18 protein-coding genes are annotated in these 19,355 nt (G+C 28.9%); 8 read left to right on the top strand and 10 right to left on the bottom strand.

Annotated features, from left to right (window positions below):
• Nucleotides 1-5 precede the first annotated feature (5 nt).
• Nucleotides 6-1,826, bottom strand: coding sequence for a metallophosphoesterase (locus tag WC663_03140; GenBank protein ID MFA6296322.1), 1,821 nt, complete (start codon nucleotides 1,824-1,826; stop codon nucleotides 6-8).
• A gap of 191 nt (nucleotides 1,827-2,017) precedes the next feature.
• Between WC663_03140 and WC663_03135 the strand changes: the two genes are divergently transcribed.
• Entirely contained in the window at nucleotides 2,018-3,484 is a 1,467-nt protein-coding gene (locus tag WC663_03135) for an oligosaccharide flippase family protein (GenBank protein ID MFA6296321.1), read from the top strand.
• A 52-nt stretch (nucleotides 3,485-3,536) separates the two neighbouring features.
• On the opposite strand, the gene WC663_03130 is transcribed toward WC663_03135, so the two are convergent.
• From WC663_03130 to WC663_03120, 3 genes are all read right to left on the bottom strand, one after another.
• Entirely contained in the window at nucleotides 3,537-3,929 is a 393-nt protein-coding gene (locus WC663_03130; GenBank protein ID MFA6296320.1) for a hypothetical protein, read from the bottom strand.
• A gap of 100 nt (nucleotides 3,930-4,029) precedes the next feature.
• Nucleotides 4,030-4,401 carry a hypothetical protein gene (locus tag WC663_03125; protein MFA6296319.1) on the bottom strand — a complete coding sequence of 124 codons (372 nt, stop codon included), beginning with the start codon at nucleotides 4,399-4,401 and terminating at the stop codon, nucleotides 4,030-4,032.
• A gap of 116 nt (nucleotides 4,402-4,517) precedes the next feature.
• Entirely contained in the window at nucleotides 4,518-4,790 is a 273-nt protein-coding gene (locus WC663_03120) for a hypothetical protein (GenBank protein MFA6296318.1), read from the bottom strand.
• 253 nt (nucleotides 4,791-5,043) lie between these two features.
• Here WC663_03120 and WC663_03115 point away from each other — a divergent pair, with 253 nt between their 5' ends.
• From WC663_03115 to WC663_03105, 3 genes are all read left to right on the top strand, one after another.
• Nucleotides 5,044-5,988, top strand: coding sequence for a glycosyltransferase family 2 protein (locus WC663_03115; protein MFA6296317.1), 945 nt, complete (start codon nucleotides 5,044-5,046; stop codon nucleotides 5,986-5,988).
• Nucleotides 5,989-6,051: 63 nt separating this feature from the next.
• Complete coding sequence (locus WC663_03110) at nucleotides 6,052-7,164, top strand: glycosyltransferase family 4 protein (protein ID MFA6296316.1); 1,113 nt, start codon at nucleotides 6,052-6,054, stop codon at nucleotides 7,162-7,164.
• A gap of 115 nt (nucleotides 7,165-7,279) precedes the next feature.
• The gene (locus WC663_03105) at nucleotides 7,280-8,851 is read left to right on the top strand and encodes an alkaline phosphatase family protein (GenBank protein ID MFA6296315.1); all 1,572 of its coding nucleotides are present in this window, start codon (nucleotides 7,280-7,282) and stop codon (nucleotides 8,849-8,851) included.
• 78 nt (nucleotides 8,852-8,929) lie between these two features.
• On the opposite strand, the gene WC663_03100 is transcribed toward WC663_03105, so the two are convergent.
• The 4 genes from WC663_03100 to WC663_03085 all read right to left on the bottom strand — a co-directional run bounded on the left by WC663_03100 (nucleotide 8,930) and on the right by WC663_03085 (nucleotide 12,342).
• Nucleotides 8,930-9,280, bottom strand: coding sequence for a hypothetical protein (locus WC663_03100; protein MFA6296314.1), 351 nt, complete (start codon nucleotides 9,278-9,280; stop codon nucleotides 8,930-8,932).
• A gap of 129 nt (nucleotides 9,281-9,409) precedes the next feature.
• Nucleotides 9,410-10,204 (bottom strand): CDP-alcohol phosphatidyltransferase family protein, encoded by a 795-nt coding sequence (locus WC663_03095; protein ID MFA6296313.1) that lies wholly within the window; start codon nucleotides 10,202-10,204, stop codon nucleotides 9,410-9,412.
• Between the two features lie 58 nt (nucleotides 10,205-10,262).
• Nucleotides 10,263-11,324, bottom strand: a complete 1,062-nt coding sequence (locus tag WC663_03090; GenBank protein ID MFA6296312.1) for an adenylyltransferase/cytidyltransferase family protein — start codon at nucleotides 11,322-11,324, stop codon at nucleotides 10,263-10,265.
• Nucleotides 11,325-11,391: 67 nt separating this feature from the next.
• Entirely contained in the window at nucleotides 11,392-12,342 is a 951-nt protein-coding gene (locus WC663_03085; GenBank protein ID MFA6296311.1) for a glycosyltransferase family 2 protein, read from the bottom strand.
• Between the two features lie 77 nt (nucleotides 12,343-12,419).
• On the opposite strand from WC663_03085, the gene WC663_03080 reads away from it, so the two are divergent.
• From WC663_03080 to WC663_03065, 4 genes are all read left to right on the top strand, one after another.
• Entirely contained in the window at nucleotides 12,420-14,555 is a 2,136-nt protein-coding gene (locus WC663_03080) for a hypothetical protein (protein ID MFA6296310.1), read from the top strand.
• Between the two features lie 62 nt (nucleotides 14,556-14,617).
• Nucleotides 14,618-15,202 (top strand): hypothetical protein, encoded by a 585-nt coding sequence (locus tag WC663_03075; GenBank protein ID MFA6296309.1) that lies wholly within the window; start codon nucleotides 14,618-14,620, stop codon nucleotides 15,200-15,202.
• A 37-nt stretch (nucleotides 15,203-15,239) separates the two neighbouring features.
• Nucleotides 15,240-15,443 carry a hypothetical protein gene (locus WC663_03070; protein MFA6296308.1) on the top strand — a complete coding sequence of 68 codons (204 nt, stop codon included), beginning with the start codon at nucleotides 15,240-15,242 and terminating at the stop codon, nucleotides 15,441-15,443.
• Nucleotides 15,444-15,445: 2 nt separating this feature from the next.
• Complete coding sequence (locus WC663_03065; protein ID MFA6296307.1) at nucleotides 15,446-17,548, top strand: DUF6541 family protein; 2,103 nt, start codon at nucleotides 15,446-15,448, stop codon at nucleotides 17,546-17,548.
• 65 nt (nucleotides 17,549-17,613) lie between these two features.
• Here WC663_03065 and WC663_03060 read toward each other — a convergent pair whose 3' ends face one another.
• Nucleotides 17,614-19,059: a flippase gene (locus tag WC663_03060; protein ID MFA6296306.1), complete on the bottom strand. Its 1,446-nt coding sequence runs from the start codon at nucleotides 19,057-19,059 to the stop codon at nucleotides 17,614-17,616.
• 88 nt (nucleotides 19,060-19,147) lie between these two features.
• A complete protein-coding gene (locus WC663_03055; protein MFA6296305.1) occupies nucleotides 19,148-19,312 on the bottom strand; it encodes a hypothetical protein in 165 nt (54 codons plus the stop codon).
• Between the last annotated feature and the right edge of the window lie 43 nt (nucleotides 19,313-19,355).

The following is a 19,355-nucleotide window of genomic DNA, read 5'->3' as shown; positions in this document are numbered from 1 at the left end:
TTTTATTATTTATTTTTATTTATTCCAATTGAAATAACGTTATTCGATATTTTTTTGTTTATAGATAAAAAGGATTTAGTTATAATATTGCCTAGATAATTATGAACTATTGTTTTAGGTTGATTTGTTTTACTTTCAGTCATACTAGAAATTATTTCAGTTATACCATCAGAATTTGTATCAAACATATCAATGTTTGTACCAGTTACATATTTTTTATTAAATGCATTAAAATTTCCTAAAACTTTTCTTTTTTTATTGTATTTGTAAATTTTAACTTTTGATTTTTTATTTAATTTTGAAATGCCGATTTCTTCTTTGCCATCACCATTAATATCTCCAGAAGAAACGTCGATGCCATTTGTATATTCTTTTTTGAATGGCGAAATTTCTATTTTTTTGAGCTTTCCTTTTTTTGAATAAGAAAGTATTTCGTAAAAAATGACTTTAGATCTGATTCCATTATTTGTTCCGATAATTAATTCGTCTTGCTTATCATTGTCGATGTCTCCCAATGCAACAGTTGCACCAATTAATTCTTTGAAAACTTTTTTATCGAAATATATTGTTTTTCCATTATAGTTAAATATTTTTGTCTGTGAATTTTCCGTTAGTTTTGAAACTGCAATTTCATCTTGACCATCGTTATTTATATCACCGGCAGCAACATCTATTCCACCCAAATAATTTTTTTTGAAAGCATGAAATTTACTTACTAATCTTCCGTCTGATTCAAATATTTTAACTAATGATTGTTCTCCTTGTCCTGCTCCAGTGATAATTTCATCTTTCCCATCTAGATCAATATCTCCGCTTGCAAGTCTGACTCCTGTTTTTGACGAATTATTCAGCGGGTAAAATGAATTTGATTTTGATTTTCCTGATGCCGAAAAAAAATTAATTTTGTTTCTTTGATCAGTTGATGTTGAAATAATATTTTTTTCATTGTTATTGTTAATGATTTCAAAATTGTCAAAAATTTGTCCAGCTTCGTTTACTGCGCTAATAATAATTTTGCTATTTGTAATTTGAATATAAACATAATGATAAACACTTTCTTCTTTTTCTGCCCACCAGTTATTCTCAATTATTCCTAATTCTCCACCTGCTCCTCCTGTTGTAATATAAATTATGCCTTGATCATAGTTTATTGCATTGTCATATAATGGATATGTTCTTTGATAAATATGAGCATGGCCATTAAAAACTAATTTGACATTATTTTGTTGAAATAATGGAGTCCAGGCATTTCTTAGTTCCGTATTTTCAGTATAATGAATTAATCTTCCATAAAGAGGTTCATGAAAAAAGACAATCGATTTTTTTCCAGATTGATTTGCTATAGATAAATCATTTTGAAGCCAAGAATATTGTTGACTGTCAGGCAACCCATCTATTTCGGTATCTAAGCTGATAAAATGATATCCTTGATAGTCAAATGAATAATATTCTGATGTTAGTTCAAAAGTTTTTTGATAATTTTCTAGAGGAATATCATGATTGCCAATTGTCGGATAGTAATTTCGATCAAGTCCTTTTTTGAGTGGCTGAACTAATAAAGAAGTTATTACAGTTTTAAACATTGTCCACTGTTCTTCAAGAAGCGCATTTTGGACAATATCTCCCATGTTTAACGTAAATGATGGTGCTAAAGGAGTAATTTGATCAACTAATTCTAAATGAACAACATTACTATTTTGAGGATCGCCATAAGCAGCAAAATCAAATATAAAATCAGTTGAAATGAATTGAGGCTGGGCTTGGACAGGAAGTCCTAATAAAATTATTAAACTAACAATAAAAAGAGATATTGTTACTTTTTTCATTTTGTTTTTAATATAATTTTGTTGTTTAATGTAGTTTAGCATTTTTAATAAATTCACAAAATAGTATTTTTGTGTTAAATTTATGTAGAAGCTGATTCGGCGCTGATTTCGAACGCTGATATGTAGAAGTTGATTACGCACTGATTCTAACGCTGATACGAAAGCTGAATAATTTATTTAGGTTTTAAATAATGCTAGATCAATTTAGGAGATTATTTAAACATTCTTTTGTTTATGCTATTGGATCATTAGCGCAAAGTATTGTTGGGTTTATTTTGATTCCAATGTACACGAGGTATTTATCACCTGCTGATTATGGCCAGTTGGAAATTTTGAATACTTTGATTTTGATTTTATCAATGCTTTTGTCTTTTGGTTTTGCTTCGGCAATTTTTAAATGTTATGAAAGAGATTGCAAGACTGACGTTGAACAGAAACAATTGGTTGGCACTGCATTTTTGTTTATAATTCCGCTTGCTATTTTATCCACTTTGGTTTTGTGGTTATTTAGAGATTTTATTGCAAACACATTTTTGGGTGGAACACAATATGCAAATTTAGTAAATTTATTATTGATTACAAATTTGTTTGCAGTATTTTTGGCACTTGCTTTTTCTGTTTTTCGCGCCGAAGAAAAATCTGTAAAATATATTATTTTTTCGTTATTAAAGTTTGGTTTAGTTTTGGGACTAAATATTTATTTTGTAGCGTTTGCAAAAATGGGTGTGTTTGGCATAATGCTTGGTAATTTTATTGCTCAAGTATTTATCAGCGTGCCTTTCCTTTTTAATTTAATTCCTTATCTTAAATTAAGTTTTTCAAAAGATTTGTTGAGAAAATTATTTGCTTTTGGAATTCCAATTATTCCAGCATCTCTGGCAATGTGGGTAATGGATTTGTCTGATAGATATTTTTTGAAAGTTTATGATTCTTTGACAGAGGTTGGTTTGTATTCTCTTGGTTATAAAATTGGATTTATAGTTTCAATTTTACTCGTAACTCCTTTTCAACTTGCTTGGCCTACGATTTCTTTTTCAGTTGCAAAAAGAAATGACACAAAACAAATTTATGCGCGAACTTTGACATATTGGTTGCTTGTTTCTTCTTTTATTGCTTTGACAATTTCTATTTTTGCAAAACAAATTGTGGAAGTTGTTTCATCACCAGAATATTTTGATGCTTATAAAATAATTCCATTGATTGCTTTTTCTTATGTTTTGTACGGCATGCATTTTGTGATTGTGCCGGGTTTGCATTTAGAAGAAAAAACAAAATATTATCCCCTATTAGTTGGAATTCCTGCAATCTTAAATATTATTTTGAACATAATATTTATTCCAAAATATGGAATGATGGCTGCTGCCTGGTCAACTTTTGTTTGTTTTGTTTTGATGGTTGTCTTAACTTATTTTGTTTCTAATTTTTATTATAAAGTTGTATATGAATGGATGAGAATTATCAAATTAGTTTTAATTTCTGGCGGTCTTTTGGCATTAAGCTATTTGTTTAATAATTATTCTTTTTATACATCCATACTTTTGAATTTATGTTTGTTAATATTATTTTTTATTCTACTTTTTGCAACGAGATTTTTTAGACAAGGTGAAATTGGACAGATTAAATTATTATTAAATCAACGCAGAAATACGCAGAAGTGAACGCAGAAAAACGCAGAAATAAAAAAAACTCCGATTAAGGAGTAATGAGCGGTTAGTCTTTTTGAATATTCAAGGGATGTTGGATTAGGAAAAATGTAACATCAATATAAATATTTGGTTTATCAATTTGTTTATCAGTACTCTCATTCCATTTCATTTCGACATTAATAATTTCCGATTCGGGAAGTAGTGACATGAAATTTAAATACGCTTGAATGATATCTCCAACCGTTCCGTAGTGTCCTAAGCTATTTTCTGATTTGCCTTTCATGATCAATTCTAGAGCAATTTGTTCTACATCTTTTGGACTTTCGCCTAGATACAGATTACTAAAAAGTCGTTTCCATTCATTTCTAACTAGAAAATATAACTTTAAATAGCGAGAACCATGTTCTGAAAGATGTTGGAGATCTTGGGTAAAACTTGCGGATTCTTCTGGTGTCACTTTTTCTTTCCCTCCTTGTTGAAGGAACAATTTAAATGAGTATAAAAAAATAATTTTGATCTGTCAAGTTGTGTTTATAAAAAAACTCCTAATTCAGGAGCTATTGGTTCAAAGGGTGCGAAGTAATTTTGATGGTAACTTTTGTGGTACAGAAACCCGAAGGTTCATTGTCTTCATCTTTCGTTTCAAAAGAAATTTCAAGAGACGGTTTGATAGTCAGGCATTGGTTTTGGAAGAAAAATTTTTTTGGTAATTTGTAACCTGTAAAGTCTTGAGAATGTGTTCCATAAAGCAGAGCTTGTTTTACCATGTAATTCCAGTCGCTTTGGGTCATGATTGAGAGAATGTCAGGATATTGATCTAGTAGTGTTTGAACAGCGTTTTCGTATTGTTGAAGCATTGCTGTGACGATTTTAAGTGCTTCTAGATATTTATTGTGAAATTCTCTGAGTTCGTTTGTGTCGGTGGTCATTTTTCTTTCCTCCTCTCTTGAGTTGAGAATGTACAATTGAATAAGTATAGATAAATATTTTTGATTTGTAAAGAATCTATTGTAAATAAAAAAACTCCTAATAAGGAGTAATATGTTTAGAAAAGTACTAATCTGATGTGTAAAACGATTGTTGAATTGTTAACTTCAGGTGGAGCTATGCTAAGTGAGAATCTTGTGCCAGGAAGAAAAATACCACTATCGTTGCTGTGTCTGGTGTTAATTTTAGCGAAAATTTCAATAACTTGATTTGGTTTATCTGTTGTAATCTCTAGTCTTGTTTCACCTTTTTGTTCAAGGTCATCTGTAATACCTTCTAATTCATGGAGGCTATCTGTGTCAAAGGGTAGACGCTGGTTGAGTTCGAGCATAAAGTTGAGAAGCGTAGCATACATGTCTTCTCTGATTTTTTGAGCTGATATAGCTCTGTTTTTTCTGATTTTGGCGATTTTCATCTTTTTCTTTCCTCCTCTTCGTGGGTGGTAAGGAACAATTAAATAAGTATAGATACATATTTTAAATCTGTCAAGATTGATTTTTTTTTATTATGGGGTAAAATGTAAGATGATATATGATAATTAGTTTATAAAGTTTTTAAAGTTATAAAGTCCATAAAGTTCTACTATGAAATTAATTATTACAATACCGGCATTTAACGAAGAAGCGAATATTGCTGAAGTGATTAGAGAAATTCCTAGGCAGATTTTTGGTATTAAAAAAGTAGAAGTGCTAGTTTTGGATGATGGGTCAATTGATAATACAGCAAGCATCGCAAAAGAAGCTGGCGCTGATTATGTTATTTCACATAAAAAAAATAAAGGATTGGCAATTACTTTCAAAGATGCGGTAACTGCTGCATTATGGTTTGGGGCTGATATTATTGTAAATACTGATGCTGATAATCACTATGATCAGACAAGAATTCCTGATTTGATTGCTCCAATTTTGAAAAATAAGGCTGACATTGTGATTGCAAATAGATGTGTGCGAGATTTGGATTTTATGCCGAAATTCAATAAATATGGAAACATGTTTGGAAATTATATTGTATATAAAGTTGTTGATTTGCCAAGAAAATATGATGTTTCTTCTGGATTTCGAGCTTATACAAAAGAAGCGGCAATGAAAATAAATATTTTATCAAAACATACTTATACTCATGAATCAGTAATTCAAGCTCTTGATCATGATATGTTGATTGCTGAAGTTCCAATTCGTGCAAGGAAAGTGAATAGAAAATCAAGATTGATCAAAAGCATTCCGTCTCACATTGTAAAATCTTTGATGGTTATAACAAGAACTTTTACGATTTATAAACCATTGCGAGTAATGAGTATAATGGGCTCTATTCTATTTGGTGCTGGCTTATTATTTGTTATTAGGTTTTTATATTATTATCTTATTGGCAATGGAACTGGCCATATTCAATCTTTGATTTTGGCTGGTGCTTTGATGATGATTGGTTTTCAAGTGTTAGTGATTGGGCTGTTAGGATCTGCAATTGGATGGAATAGAAAATTATTGGAGGAAATATTGTATAAAATAAAAAGGATGGAATTTCGGAAATAGAAGCAGATTCTACGCTGATTTCGAACGCTGATACGATGCTGATTTTAAGTGCTTTTAAAATTTATGAAAGTATTATTTATAACTAGAAAATATCCACCGCAAATTGGTGGAATGGAAAAATATAGCAAGGGTTTGATTGAGAATATTGATTGTCAAAAAAGATTGATTGCTTTAAAAAGATCGCAATGGCATTTAGTTTGGTTTATTCCCTATTCTATAATCAAAGGTTTTTTTATGTCGCGCGATTGCGATTTGATTTATTTCTGCGATTCTTTTATGGCAATGGCAGGTTCTATTTTGAAATTTTTAACAAAGAAACCTGTTTTGATAACTGCTCATGGATTGGATGTGACTTATTCAAATCCTTTGTATCAATTTGTTATTGTCAGACAATTAAAACATTTGGATAAAGTTATTTGTGTTTCAAATTCAACAATTGATGAATGTGTGAAAAGAAATGTTCCAAAAGAAAAGTGCTTGTTTATTCCAAATGGCGTTGATTTTTATAAAAATGATGTTTTGAGTTCTTTGCATAAATCTAGATTGTCTTATTTAAAAGTTAAATCAAGTTATAAAAAATATCTGTTTAAATATTGTAAAAAGCAGATGAAAAAAAGAAAAGTTTTGATAACTGTCGGAAGATTAATAAAGAGAAAAGGCGTGGCTTGGTTTGTGAAAAATGTAATGCCAAATTTAGATGAAAGTATTGATTATCTTATCGTTGGATCTGGAAATGATGCTTCAAGAATCAAAAGTATTATTTCAAAACAGAAATTGGAAAATAGAGTTTTTTTATTAGGCAGACTTTCTGAAATAGAATTAAAAAGAGTTTGTTATGCATCTGATGTCTTTGTAATGCCAAATATAAAAATTAAGAATGATTTGGAAGGTTTTGGAATTGTGGCAATTGAAGCTTCAAATTGGGGTTTACCTGTTTTGGCTTCTGATATTGAAGGCATCAAAGATGCAATTAAAAATAAAAAAAATGGTGTTTTAGTTGAATCTCTGAATTCGAAATCATTCATAAAGAACATAAATAAATTTTTGAATGATCCAGATTATGCGAGATTGTTTGCCAGAAATTCATTTGAATATAATTCTAAACAATATAGTTGGGATAGAATTTGTGGAAAGTATTTGTCTTTGTTTGAAAATATAATACGAATATACAAATAAATGCAAATGATACAAATATGCAAATCGTCGTATTTGTATATTCGCAACATTTGCATAATTCGTAAATTCGTATTATATTATGACTAAATTATATAGAGTAAAATAAAAATCATATATGAAAAAAGCGTTAATCGTGGGTTTAGATGGCGGAACTTTTAGAGCTATAAAAAAATATAGTGATCAAGGTTTATTGCCAACATTCAAACATATTTTAGAAAAAGGAAGTCATGGAATTTTGAAAAGTACAATTCCTTTTTTGACTGTGCCAGCTTGGCCTTCTTTTTATACTGGCGTGAATCCTGGCAAACATGGAATCTTTCATTTTTTATCAACGCATAAATTCAATATTGAAGATCGAAAAATTCATACTTTTTCTGATGTAAAAGTTAAATCATTATGGAAAATATTGTCAGAAAATGGCAAGAGATGCTTGGTTTGGAATGTGCCAATGACTTATCCTCCAGAAAGCATTAATGGCAAATTAGTTGGCGGACTATTATCTTTGTCAACTCAGAGATATGCTGAACCATTGTCTTTTGAACAAGAGCTTCGAAAACAAAATTATGTTATTGATTCAATGGAATTAAATTTACGACATAAAGGCGGAGAAGAAAGATTTGATGCAATGGTTTCAGTTGATAAAGCAAGATATGAAATTTGGAAAAAATATTATACTTCTGAAAAATGGGATTTTTCTATGATTGTGTTTCGTTGTTCAGATATTTGTGGGCATGATTTTTGGCATGAAGAAGACAAGGTTATTAGGACTTATAAAACTCTTGATGATTTGATGGGCAAGATTTTGAAATTAATGGATAATGAAACTGGATTATTTGTTATGTCTGATCATGGCTTTAATGATTATGATCAAACATTTAATATCATGGCTTGGTTGAATCAGAATGGTTATATGCAATACAAAAAATCAGAAATTAATGATGTTGTTGCAAAAGGCTGGAGACAAGTTCATGAAAAACAAGGCAATACTTCCCTACTTCGCAGATTTTTTCACTTAATTAAATTTGATAGACAGAAATTATTTAAAAATAAGTTTATTGATAAATTTAGGAATATTGTTCCAAGATCAATTAAAAATATTATAAGAGAAAATATTCCGCAATCAACAAAGACGATTGATTGGAAAAATACAACTGCTTATGCTCAATTAGGCGCAAAATCAACTTGGGGCGTAAATATTAATTTGATAGGTCGAGAGAATAATGGAACTGTCAGTAAAGAAGAATATAAAAAATTAAGATCAGAAATTATTGAAAAATTAAAGTTGGTTACTGATCCAAATGGCGATAAAGTTTTTACAGAAGTAATGTCATGTGAAGAGCAATATCATGGAAATTATGTTGCTGAAGCGCCAGACATTATTTTTAAAGTTAATGGTGAAAAAAGATTGGCTGTTGCAAGATTTGATGATAAACTTTTTGTGGAAACGACATCGCATACAAATTCATATCATGATCAAGATGGAATATTTATGTCTTTAGGTCCAAATATCTTGGCTGGCAAGGAAATTAAACCAATCAGTATTTTGGATATTACGCCAACTGTTTTGAATTATATGGGGTTGCAAGTACCGGAATACATGGATGGGAAGCCGGCAAGTGAAATTTATAAGGATTTTGTAAATATTCCAGTTAATGTTGTTAAAAATGTGATGACTAACAGTCTATAAAGTTCTTAAAGTTATAAAGTTTATAAAGTCGGACTGATTGTCCGATTTTTTGTATAAAAAAAGACCGATTAGGGTCTATTAGAACATGAGGATGTGGTCGATAGTTTCTTCGAAAAGTGATGTCATTTCTGTGGCGGTCGGATAGAAGGAGCTTTGCTTGGTGATTTCACCATCGATTGAAAGAACGAATTTGATGGATTCTGCCTCTTTGTATACAAGAAATCTGTAAATTTTGTCATCTCTCAGATTTCTTCCTTCGAACAGGAAACCTTCTGCTTTGTTTGGAGCAAGTTTCAACATGATGAATCTGAAATCTTCTGGCTTTGTCTCGAGACAAGTCGGATATTTGCCAAGAATTTCATGCAACCTTTCGAACAATTCATGTCTTTTATTCTTGGCCATTCTTTCCTCCCTGGCTTGAGTGAACATATAATGATAGCATTTTTTCAATAAAATGTCAATATTTTTTGGTTTTTGGCTTAAAGATAACAAAAAAACGAAATTATTTCGCTTTGATATAACCCCAACTAAAGTTGGGTGGCGATAACGTTTTTTAGTTTATTTTTGATAAATCTTGAGGTATTCTTTTTCAATTAAATTCTTCTTTTTGATTTGATATAAAAAGTAAAATTCTTTTATGATTATTAATCCAGAAAAGAAAACCAAGCCAATTGTTGTGAATAATGTATTATGAAAAATTAGAGTTAAGATTAATAAAATGCAGAAAATATTCATGTCATTTGGAAATTCGGAGATTGTTTTCAATATTTTTTCAACTTGTTTTAGAGAGCTATTCCTTTGTTTTGGAGGAAGATATTCTTGTTTAAACTGCTTGCTTAGATTTTCGTAATTATAGATTGGATTGTCTTTTTTGGTTGTTAAAAATAAAATTCCGCGCATTAAAGCGTGTTTTGATGGAGAAATTAAAAAGATTGATAAAATAATTGTTAAGTAGATTATCCAGACATCAAATGTTTGATAATAGACAAAAATTGCAAGACTCCAATATACTGCTGGATTAATTAAGACATGGCCAAATGAATCTAAGATTACACCAAATAAAGATGATTTTTTCTTATATCTCGCAACTTCTCCATCAACTAGATCAAAGATAAATGATAATTGCATTAAAATTATCCAGGCGATAATTCCGTTCCATTGCCAGATAATTAATGATAATCCTGCTAGCCAAGCTAAAATTATTTGAATAAAAGTTAATTGATTTGGAGTAATTGGTGTATGACAAAAAAACCAAGTGAAATAAATGGAAATATGGCGAGAAAAAATCTTTGACCAATAGTTATGGTAATTTTTTTTACGGCAGATTCTTTTTAATTCTGTTAATGTGGGCATACTTTAATTTGACGCAGAAGAACGCAGAAGCTAACGCAGAAAAAGCAGAATCTTATTATCAATTGTTCGTTCTGTTAAATATGGATTTAAAATTATAAATTGTTTTTGTATAAAAAGGTAATTGAGCGTAATTATAGAATTCTTTGAAGATTTTGCTATTGCCTGGTTCAAGAATTATCTTATCTGGATATTTTAATGATTCAAGCATTGTTTTACGGTCTTTTGCTAAAAATACAACTTGTTTGTTTTTTATGCCTCGGACATTTTTATTGCTGGTTAAACCAATGATTAATTTGCCATTTTTTGCAATTGCTTGTTTTAGATTCTTTATTTTTGAAGCATGGCCAAGATGTGGCAAATCATAAACTCCAGTATTTAAAACTCTGATAACATTTGGAGCAATATATTTTTTGGCAAAAGGATTTAAAGCATAAAATTTTCCTCCAGTTTTTTTCTCGATTGCTTTGGCAGTTTTTAAATTAAAAATAAATTCCGAACCTTTTACTAATAAATCAATTTTTTCATCAAAAACAAAAATTCCAGTTTTATCTATTTTTTTGAACTCCCCTATTCGATTGAAATATAATTTTAAGGAATTATTAATTTCTCCACGATGAAAAGTAAAATCTTTTTTAAAAGCTAAGCCTTGATTTAAGATTTGGCCTATTTTTGCTAATTCTTCAGGATGATAAATCAAGTTTTTATTGCACAGTGCTTTTTTATAGAAATCCTCCATTTGCAGGTGTGTTTCTCTAATTATCTTTGCTTTTTCTGGATCATTTTTTTCGATAAAACTCAAATCTTCATCAGTTAAATAATTTTTGCCATTAGTTTGTTTGAGTGTGGTTGTTGAACCATTGGCGATTTTTGATGTGTCTTTAAAATTTTTATTTTCGCAGATTAAGCCTCTTTGCAACCACATTGAATCAATTGTATCTTGTTTTTTGTGCATGAAGTCAAGTGTCTTTTGAATTGTTTTGGCATTATATTCATAGAGATATGATTCTGGCATTTCTGATTTTTTGAGGGAATGTTTTAACAATTTTAAAATAACTAATTTGTTGAAAGTTGTTAGTCTGATTTTATCTTTAATTAAATATTTGAAGAAAAATTTTAGCATATATAGCGAATTTCTAATTTTCAATTTCTAATTTCTATTAAATTTTTAATGCTTAAATTTCTAAACTCTAGAACTTTCTTATTTTAGGATATTTACTTAAGGCATCGATTATTCCCCAAGTCGCACCTTTTAAAATATTCGGCAGATCTTTTATTTTGCTTCTAAAAATCCAGCGGAATGGAAGGTCAACTAAGCAGATCGCGGCAATCGGTAAAACTATATTTAGCTTTTTATTATTAAATTTTTTGATAAATAATAGCTTATTTCTGGTTAAGTAATAGTTTTTAAAAATGCTTCCTTCTTGTGTTGATCTTGATGCTTTGTGCCAGATTTTTGCTTCTGGAATGTAGACTAAATCAAAGCCAGCTTGTTTTGCTCTGATATTCCAATCTGTTTCATCATAATATACAAAATATTTTTCATCTAGCAAGCCAATTTTTTGAATTACTTCTTTTTTTACTAATAAGGCACATCCTGGCAAATAATCAAAAGTAGAATCTTTTTTAAATTGATCTTGGTCTTGTTTGTTTTTACCAATATTACGGCTTAATCCAAATGTTAAATTAACTTTTCCACCAATTGCCCAAATAGTTGTTTGTTGATCATAATAGTAATTTGTGCCCGCAACCATGCCAATATTTTTTTCTTTTATTGCTTCTTTGACTAAACATAATAATGAATTTTGATCAACTACAACATCATTATCTAATTTCCAGATAAAATCATAATTTTGTTTTGCAGATTTGATTGCTAGATTCAGAGCAGCTGGAGCGCCAATATTTTGGCCAATTTCTATTAATTTCAAGTTTGCGTAACCAGTCATTTTTGATAATTCCTGCTTGATTGCTTTTTGAGAGCCATCGTTTGAACCATTGTCGGCAATAATTATTTCTAAATTATTTTTTTGATAATTAAGCTTAGCTAATGATTTCAAGCATTCTAAAGTATCATTTTTGCCATTCCAATTAGGAAAAACGATTGTTACTTTTGGCCAGTTGTTAACTTCCTGATTTTTCATTTTTATGTTATAATCTTTTGTAGAAGCTGATTTGACGCTGATTGCTAACGCTGATATTGCGCTGAATAAATTTTAATATGTTTAACTGTTTAAAATATTTTACTTTATTTTTTGCTTTTTGTCTAACTTTTTTGCTAGGTTTGGCTGTTTTTGGCTGGTTTAATAAAATTAGCGTAATTATATCTTTAATTTTATTTGGTATAGGTTTTCTAGCTTGGATTTTTCTGAGAAAACAAAAAATTAAGCTTGAGAGAAAAGATCTGATTGTTTTTGGAGCAATCATTGTTTTTTCTTTAATTGTTTCTTTTTTTCATCATGGAATTCCTTCTGGCAGAGATGATGCGAGTTATATGTCAGCAGCGATTATGCTGACTAAAACTAGTTCATTATCTTTTAATGATCAGTTGACTCATGCTTATTCAGGTTTTAGAAATTTAGAAGGAAATGTTTTTACATCTCAATTTTTGCCTGGCTATATTGTTTATTTAGCTGTTTATTTTCTTTTTGGCGGAATAAATGCAATGCTTTGGGCGAATTGCTTATTAATGATTTTGTTTTTAAGTTTGATTTATTGTCTTGTTTCTGATTTGGCAAACAGAAAGGCTGCTTTATTTTCGTTGTTGTTGCTTAGTACTTTTTATACTACTTTCTGGTTTACGAAGAGATTGAATTCAGAAAATTTGTTTATGGTTTTTTTCTGGCTTGGAATTTTATTATTTATGGAAGGCTTGAAGAACAAAAAAATATCTAGTTTGTTTTTTGGTTTATATTCATTATTATTCTGTATCTTTATTCGTGCTGAGGCATTACTGTATTTTGCTGTTGCAATCGCAATTTTATTAATTATTTTGGCTATTAAGAAATTAAGAGTTAGTTATTTTGGCGAAAAAATCGAATTAGGATGGAATTCTCTTATTTGTGCAGGCATAACTGTTGCTTCTTTAGTATTTTTTGGTGCGTATCTGCAGAAATATAATGGCTTAGCTTATTTTTATAAACAATTTTACGATCCATGGAAATTGTTTTCTAAAGTCTTTTTAGTTTTGCTTTTGATTTTGGCATTATGCTTAATCGTATATTATCTTCTTCGAAAATATGCTTTTGGTTTTAGCAAAAAGACAATTGATTATTTAATGAATAATGGTCAAAGAATTATTTTCAGTATAATCATTTTAGGTGCTTGTTTATACGAAATTGTTTTATTTTTAAAAGGTTCAAATCTGGCTTGGTCATTTTATCAAATACAATTCAATTTTAAAGCATTAGGTTTTTACTTAATTTTGTTTTATTTTGTTATCGTCTTGATTGGACTTTACAAAAAAGTCTTTAAAAAAGAAGAATTTATTTTAGTTATATTATGTCTGCCTTCATTATTATTTTTATTTCGAGCACAAATTGCAATTGATCAGCCTTGGTTTATGAGGAGATTTTATCCGATATTCTTGCCTTTCATCTTTATTCTTGTTTCTTTTGTATGGTTTAGATTAAGCAATTTAAATTCAAATTTAACAAGCTTTGTTAAGAAAGCAATCATAGTTTTAATTGTTGGAAATTTTTTGATATCTTTGCCAATTGTTTTCTATAGAGAAAATTATGGAATGGATAAGGAGTTGCAAAAAATTAGCCAAAATTTTAAAACTGACGATTTAGTCGTAATGAATCCTGGATGGGCTTGGCAAAAATGGTCTTACGTTTTACATTATTTATATAATGTTAATGCAGTTCCTCGAAGAGAATTATTTTCTAAAAAAGAATTTTTAGTTGAAGCAAATAAATTTGAAAATGATTTAGATAATGATGACGTTATTATCAAATTAAAAACTTTTTTGGATGAAAAATCATTTGAAACTTTAAATAAAATAGTAATGGATTATGATCATGTTTATCTTCTTGTGGCAAAAGATGAACTAATTGTTTATCCGTATAGAGTTGATAATTTGGAATTATTAAAGAAAAATTATTTGAACTATAAAACATTAAGTTCTAGTACGCTATCTATAAAATATTTTAAAAATAGCGATACAAAAGATAAAAAAGTTGCTGATAAAATGTATAATGTGCCAGCTTTATCTTCTGTTGATAATTTTCTATCATTGAGTTTATATAAAGCAAAAGATAAAAATAATTTATATTTATCTGAACGAGTTTATGATGTTGATGCTATCGAAGATTTTAGAAATTATTTAGAAGATTCTTTGGAAGCAAACTTCTAAAATCGCTGATTCGACGCTGATTTCTAACGCAGATATGACGCTGACATTTTGATTTTACAAATATGAAAATTTTGAAGATAATAATTTGGATTCTGTTTGTCGCAGTGATAATCTATGTTTTATCAATGTTTTTTGTGTTTGATAAGAATATGACAATTGTTTATAATTTTAATCCTGATGATTCGTTGCGTTTTTCTAATCCGTATCCTTGGTATAGACTATTGCCCGTTGAACATGTTGGCAGTGATTATTCGCAAAAAGTTAAGGCAGAATTAATTTATTTTTCAGTTAGAATTCCACCCAATTTTAATGATGCAAATTTATGCGTAAAATATAGTGGACAGCCAAGTTCAATAAGATTAGGTGCTGAAAAAGCATTTGATAAATATGAATTTGTTGATACAAAAGTTACAGATATCGATTCACAATGGAAAAAAGCATGTGCTAATTTTAATTTGAGAGAATTTTTGTTGAGTAATTATTATATTAAAAATAATAAGCTGACTTTTGCGATTTCTGCAGCTGGTGTAACAGATCAAAATTTGTTAACACTGACTGAAATTGACTTAAACTTAAAGAAAAATTATAGTAAAAATGAAATGCAGAATTTTTATGCAAGATTGAAGCAAGCGCTGATTCGACGCTGATTTCTAACGCTGATTTAACGCTGATAAATTCAAAAATATGAAAAAATATTTAGCTACAATTTGTAAATATGGATTTTTATTAAGTATGATATTGTTTATTCTGCTAACTGTTTTAAACTCTTGGACAGATTATGTGATTAATGATAGATATTTAAACAGTCAAATTGTTTTGATTTTAGGCTTAGCTTTCGGAATTATCTTAGCTTTTGTATCAGATGATTCTTTCGAAATAAAAAAATAAAAATGAGTAATAAAAAAGTTATTTTTGGCGTTTTTCTTTTTATTGCATCTGCTATGGTTGCTTTTTTTGTTTTGACTTTTAAATTTACAGCACTTGAATCTTTAAGATTTGTTTTAGGAAGTGTGTTTGCTTTATTTTTGCCAGGTTTTGTTTGGGGCTTTTTGTTGCTTAGAGGCAGATTTAACGCTGATACTAACGCTGATAGAACGCCGAAAAATGGTTCTATAAGATTGGCGGATAGAATAATTTTGTCGTTTGGATTATCCTTTGTAATGTCGCCTTTAATTGTGTTTCTATCAAGTAAGCTTGGTGTGAAAATTACATTGTTAAGCTCTGCGATTGAAATATCGTTGTTGATTATGATTGGCTTGATAATTTTATTTGTCAAAGAATTTATTGTTTCTCAATCAATCTATTCTTTGAGAAACGGTTTTAATAAGAATTTTTTTAGTTCTGCGATAATAGCATCAAAAAAAGTTAATTTTTGGCAATTTGTTAAAAATAATCTCGGAGCGATAATTTTGGTTTTGCTGATTATTTTGCTAGCTTTCCATTTTTATTACGGAATTTTCCATCATAACTACATTGTTCCTCCAGGTGATGATCCAACAAGACACATGACTGAAGCAAAAGGAATTATTGAACAAGGTTTTACAAAAGCTTGGGAAGGATCTTTAGATCCCCCATTATTTCACACTCTATTAGCATTAGAAACGTTTTTTACTGGTCAAGACGTTGTAACAACAACAATATTTTTCGTGCCATTTATTTTTATTATTTCTTATCTTGCTTTTTATTTTTTGGTGAGGAAATTATTTAAAAATGAGTTGATAGCAATTATTTCTTTGGTTTTGCTAGTTTTTATATCAAGACAGCCTGGTAATTCTTATTCAACTGGTACTTATCTAAATCTTTTTGCTGGATTGTGCTTATTCTTGTTTGGCTTGGCATTTCTGAAGGATCTATTTTTGAGCAAAGAAATTAATTATAAAAAAATAATATTATGTTTTTTATTCTTTGGTGGAGTGTTTTTGACTCATTCACTATCGAGTACATATATGATTTTGACTTTGTTTTTGATAGCATTTTTATTACTTATTCTTAAATTTTTATCGAGATTTGATTCTTTTAAAAAACATTTAAAAATTTTTGAGAATATTTATTTTAAAAATTTCTTAATTCTTATATTTTCTTTGTTTGTCCTAATATTGCCTTTGACTTATGAATATTATTCTCAAATTTTTCTAAATAGTATAATTGCTCAATTCCAAAGTGCAATGTCTGTAAATAACCAAATTAACGATGTGAGCGTAACTTCGGAAATACCAGAATTAGCTGTATCTTGGAAAGCGTATGATAATCATTTAGGTGTTTTTATATTTAGCCTTGGTTTGATATCAATCCCCTTTTTCTTTTTTAAGTCTCTACAGAAAGCTGAAAAAATTATTATAATTTCCTGGGCTATCGCTTTGTTTATTGGGACTCGTTTTTCATTTTTTATTTTACCTAATAGATTTGCTTTGGATTTAGCTTTGCCTTTGATAGTTATGATTGCTTATTTTTTCTTGACAATTGGATTATTTTTGAGAAATAAAAGCTATTTAGCTCTCAAGATTGTTTTAATATTAATATTGTCATTTAGTACATTAAATTTCATTAAAGATTCAACAGAATATAATCAAAAAGTTAGATTGCAAGATTCTGATGCAAAAGCTTTATCTTGGATAAGAAATAATACTGACCAAAATGCTATTATTTTATCTTATCCAAAGACATTAGCAATGAGAAGTTGGGGTAGCTATATTAATTTATTGACTGGCAGAGCTGTAATCGACGGTAGCGATTGCAATGATTATAAAGGCGAATGTCCTTGGATCTTTGATCCAAATTCTGAATTATCGAGATCATTTTATAAAAAAAATAATATTGAATTTGTCTATGCTGGCAAAAAAGTACTTGGATCTTTTAGTACAAAAGCTGACATCGACTGGAAATATCAGGAAAAATTATTAAATACAGATTTTTTAGAAAAAAAAGCTGAGTTTTTTGACTCAGACAAATTAGGATCAATTATAATATTCAAAATCAATAAAGATAATTTATAGTTTTAGGTTTGTTATTTTAAATTGGTTAATATTACGGATATTATGATATCGAGATATTGTCAAAATTAATTATGTTTTTTCTTAATTATTTGTTGATATAATTTAATATCATATTCGTTGAAAAATCTGAAAATATAAAGAAATAAAATATAAACGAAACAAGACATTATTCCTAAGAGTATAAATTCTACTGTATTACGTAATAAATAGGTAAAAATTGCCATACCGATTCCCGCCGCTATTATTGAAAATAGCGGTTTTATTATGTTTATTATTTTTTCTTGCATATATTTTGCATCAAAATAAATGAATAGACATGATGCGATGATTTGGACAATTAATGTGGCATAAGCAGCACCGACGAAGCCAAAATAACAAACAAAAATAATATCTAAAATAAGATTTAATATAACTGTTGTCGCTTGAATTTTGGTTAATGTTTTTTGTTTTAATAATGTTGTTAAAGATTGTGAAGATGCAACTGAGATAAAATAAAACATTATAAACCAGCCAAAAACTTTTAAAACAGGAATTGAAGCTGAATATTTTTCTTTAAACAAAAACAAAATGATTGGTTGAGCTAGCAAAATAGTTAGAATGCCTAATGGAATGCCAATTGCTGAATAATATCGATGAAAAAAAATATTTATTCTTTTGTATTTGTCCATTCCTCCATAAAACAGTTTGTACATGAATGGACGTGAAATTCTAACTAAAATTCTTGGAATAAAAAGAAAGAAAATAATGACTTTAAATGGTGCGGAATAAAAACCAACGTCTTGAGCATTTTTTATGATTGATATTACGATTTGATCGACTTGAAAATAAACAGTGAAAAATAATTCTGACAAGGCAAAAATATATGATTTTTTCAGCATGCCTTTTAAAGCTTTTAAAGCAAATTCTGGCTTAAAAACAGCTTTTGAGGCATAGATAAATAAAACTATAAAATAAACAAAATTTATAACAAGTTGTGAAATGGCAATATAAAATAGAGTTTGATTTGTAGGAGTATCGGAAAGTTTTGTGATAAAAAATATTGCGCCTAATGATGCAAAACCTTGCAAGACTTCAGAAATTGAAACGCTATTATTAATATTTTTTAATCTTAAAACTGCCCAACTGACTCGAGATTGTTCAATCAGAAATAAAGCTGGACCTAAAACCAATATCAAGATAACTGTAATGTGTGAATAGCCAAATAATTTTGAAGTAATAAATAGAATCGGAATGACTAAAACAGTTAGAATTGACTGAAATATTATTGCATTGCCAAAATAAACTGGCGCTTTTTTGATATCTTTAGAGCCTTCTTGAATTAAAAGCATTCTTAAGCCCATATCGCTGAAGACTAAAAAAATACCAATGAAAGCAATGGCTGTTGAATAGATGCCGTATTTATCAGGTCCTAAATAGTTTGCTAGAACGATAACAATGATTGCATTCAATACTTTGAAGATTGTATTTGCTGATAAGGCAAACATTGTATCAAATAATAACCTTTTAAACATAGAATCGCTAATTTACACAAATTAAACACAAATTTCACGAACTAATATTTGTGTAATTCGTGCTAAATTTGTGTAAATTTGAGATTTTTTAGTCAAGATAACCTAGACCTTTTAATTTGTCCTTGATCATTTTTTCTTCATCATTCGTATATTCTTTTTGATCATCTTTTTTTTCTTCTTCATCATGTTCGCAATTGCATCCGCAATCGCATTTTGTACAATCACACATTATTTTGTTTAGCTTTCTTGGCATTACTTAATAAATATAAGTTTAATAAGTTGCGAAGAAAAACTGA

This window comes from Patescibacteria group bacterium, from assembly GCA_041662665.1.
Lineage (GTDB): Bacteria > Patescibacteriota > JABMPQ01 > JABMPQ01 > JAQVVF01 > JAQVVF01.
This window is presented reverse-complemented; position numbering and strand designations above follow the sequence as displayed.

What these genes read in the sequence shown, in the direction of transcription:
- WC663_03140 (MFA6296322.1), bottom strand. Translation starts at nt 1,826, where the DNA reads ATGAAAAAAGTAACAATATCTCTTTTTATTGTTAGTTTAATAATTTTA.
- WC663_03135 (MFA6296321.1), top strand. Translation starts at nt 2,018, where the DNA reads ATGCTAGATCAATTTAGGAGATTATTTAAACATTCTTTTGTTTATGCT.
- WC663_03125 (MFA6296319.1), bottom strand. Translation starts at nt 4,401, where the DNA reads ATGACCACCGACACAAACGAACTCAGAGAATTTCACAATAAATATCTA.
- WC663_03120 (MFA6296318.1), bottom strand. Translation starts at nt 4,790, where the DNA reads ATGCTCGAACTCAACCAGCGTCTACCCTTTGACACAGATAGCCTCCAT.
- WC663_03115 (MFA6296317.1), top strand. Translation starts at nt 5,044, where the DNA reads ATGAAATTAATTATTACAATACCGGCATTTAACGAAGAAGCGAATATT.
- WC663_03110 (MFA6296316.1), top strand. Translation starts at nt 6,052, where the DNA reads ATGAAAGTATTATTTATAACTAGAAAATATCCACCGCAAATTGGTGGA.
- WC663_03105 (MFA6296315.1), top strand. Translation starts at nt 7,280, where the DNA reads ATGAAAAAAGCGTTAATCGTGGGTTTAGATGGCGGAACTTTTAGAGCT.
- WC663_03100 (MFA6296314.1), bottom strand. Translation starts at nt 9,280, where the DNA reads ATGTTCACTCAAGCCAGGGAGGAAAGAATGGCCAAGAATAAAAGACAT.
- WC663_03095 (MFA6296313.1), bottom strand. Translation starts at nt 10,204, where the DNA reads ATGCCCACATTAACAGAATTAAAAAGAATCTGCCGTAAAAAAAATTAC.
- WC663_03090 (MFA6296312.1), bottom strand. Translation starts at nt 11,324, where the DNA reads ATGCTAAAATTTTTCTTCAAATATTTAATTAAAGATAAAATCAGACTA.
- WC663_03085 (MFA6296311.1), bottom strand. Translation starts at nt 12,342, where the DNA reads ATGAAAAATCAGGAAGTTAACAACTGGCCAAAAGTAACAATCGTTTTT.
- WC663_03080 (MFA6296310.1), top strand. Translation starts at nt 12,420, where the DNA reads ATGTTTAACTGTTTAAAATATTTTACTTTATTTTTTGCTTTTTGTCTA.
- WC663_03075 (MFA6296309.1), top strand. Translation starts at nt 14,618, where the DNA reads ATGAAAATTTTGAAGATAATAATTTGGATTCTGTTTGTCGCAGTGATA.
- WC663_03070 (MFA6296308.1), top strand. Translation starts at nt 15,240, where the DNA reads ATGAAAAAATATTTAGCTACAATTTGTAAATATGGATTTTTATTAAGT.
- WC663_03065 (MFA6296307.1), top strand. Translation starts at nt 15,446, where the DNA reads ATGAGTAATAAAAAAGTTATTTTTGGCGTTTTTCTTTTTATTGCATCT.
- WC663_03060 (MFA6296306.1), bottom strand. Translation starts at nt 19,059, where the DNA reads ATGTTTAAAAGGTTATTATTTGATACAATGTTTGCCTTATCAGCAAAT.
- WC663_03055 (MFA6296305.1), bottom strand. Translation starts at nt 19,312, where the DNA reads ATGCCAAGAAAGCTAAACAAAATAATGTGTGATTGTACAAAATGCGAT.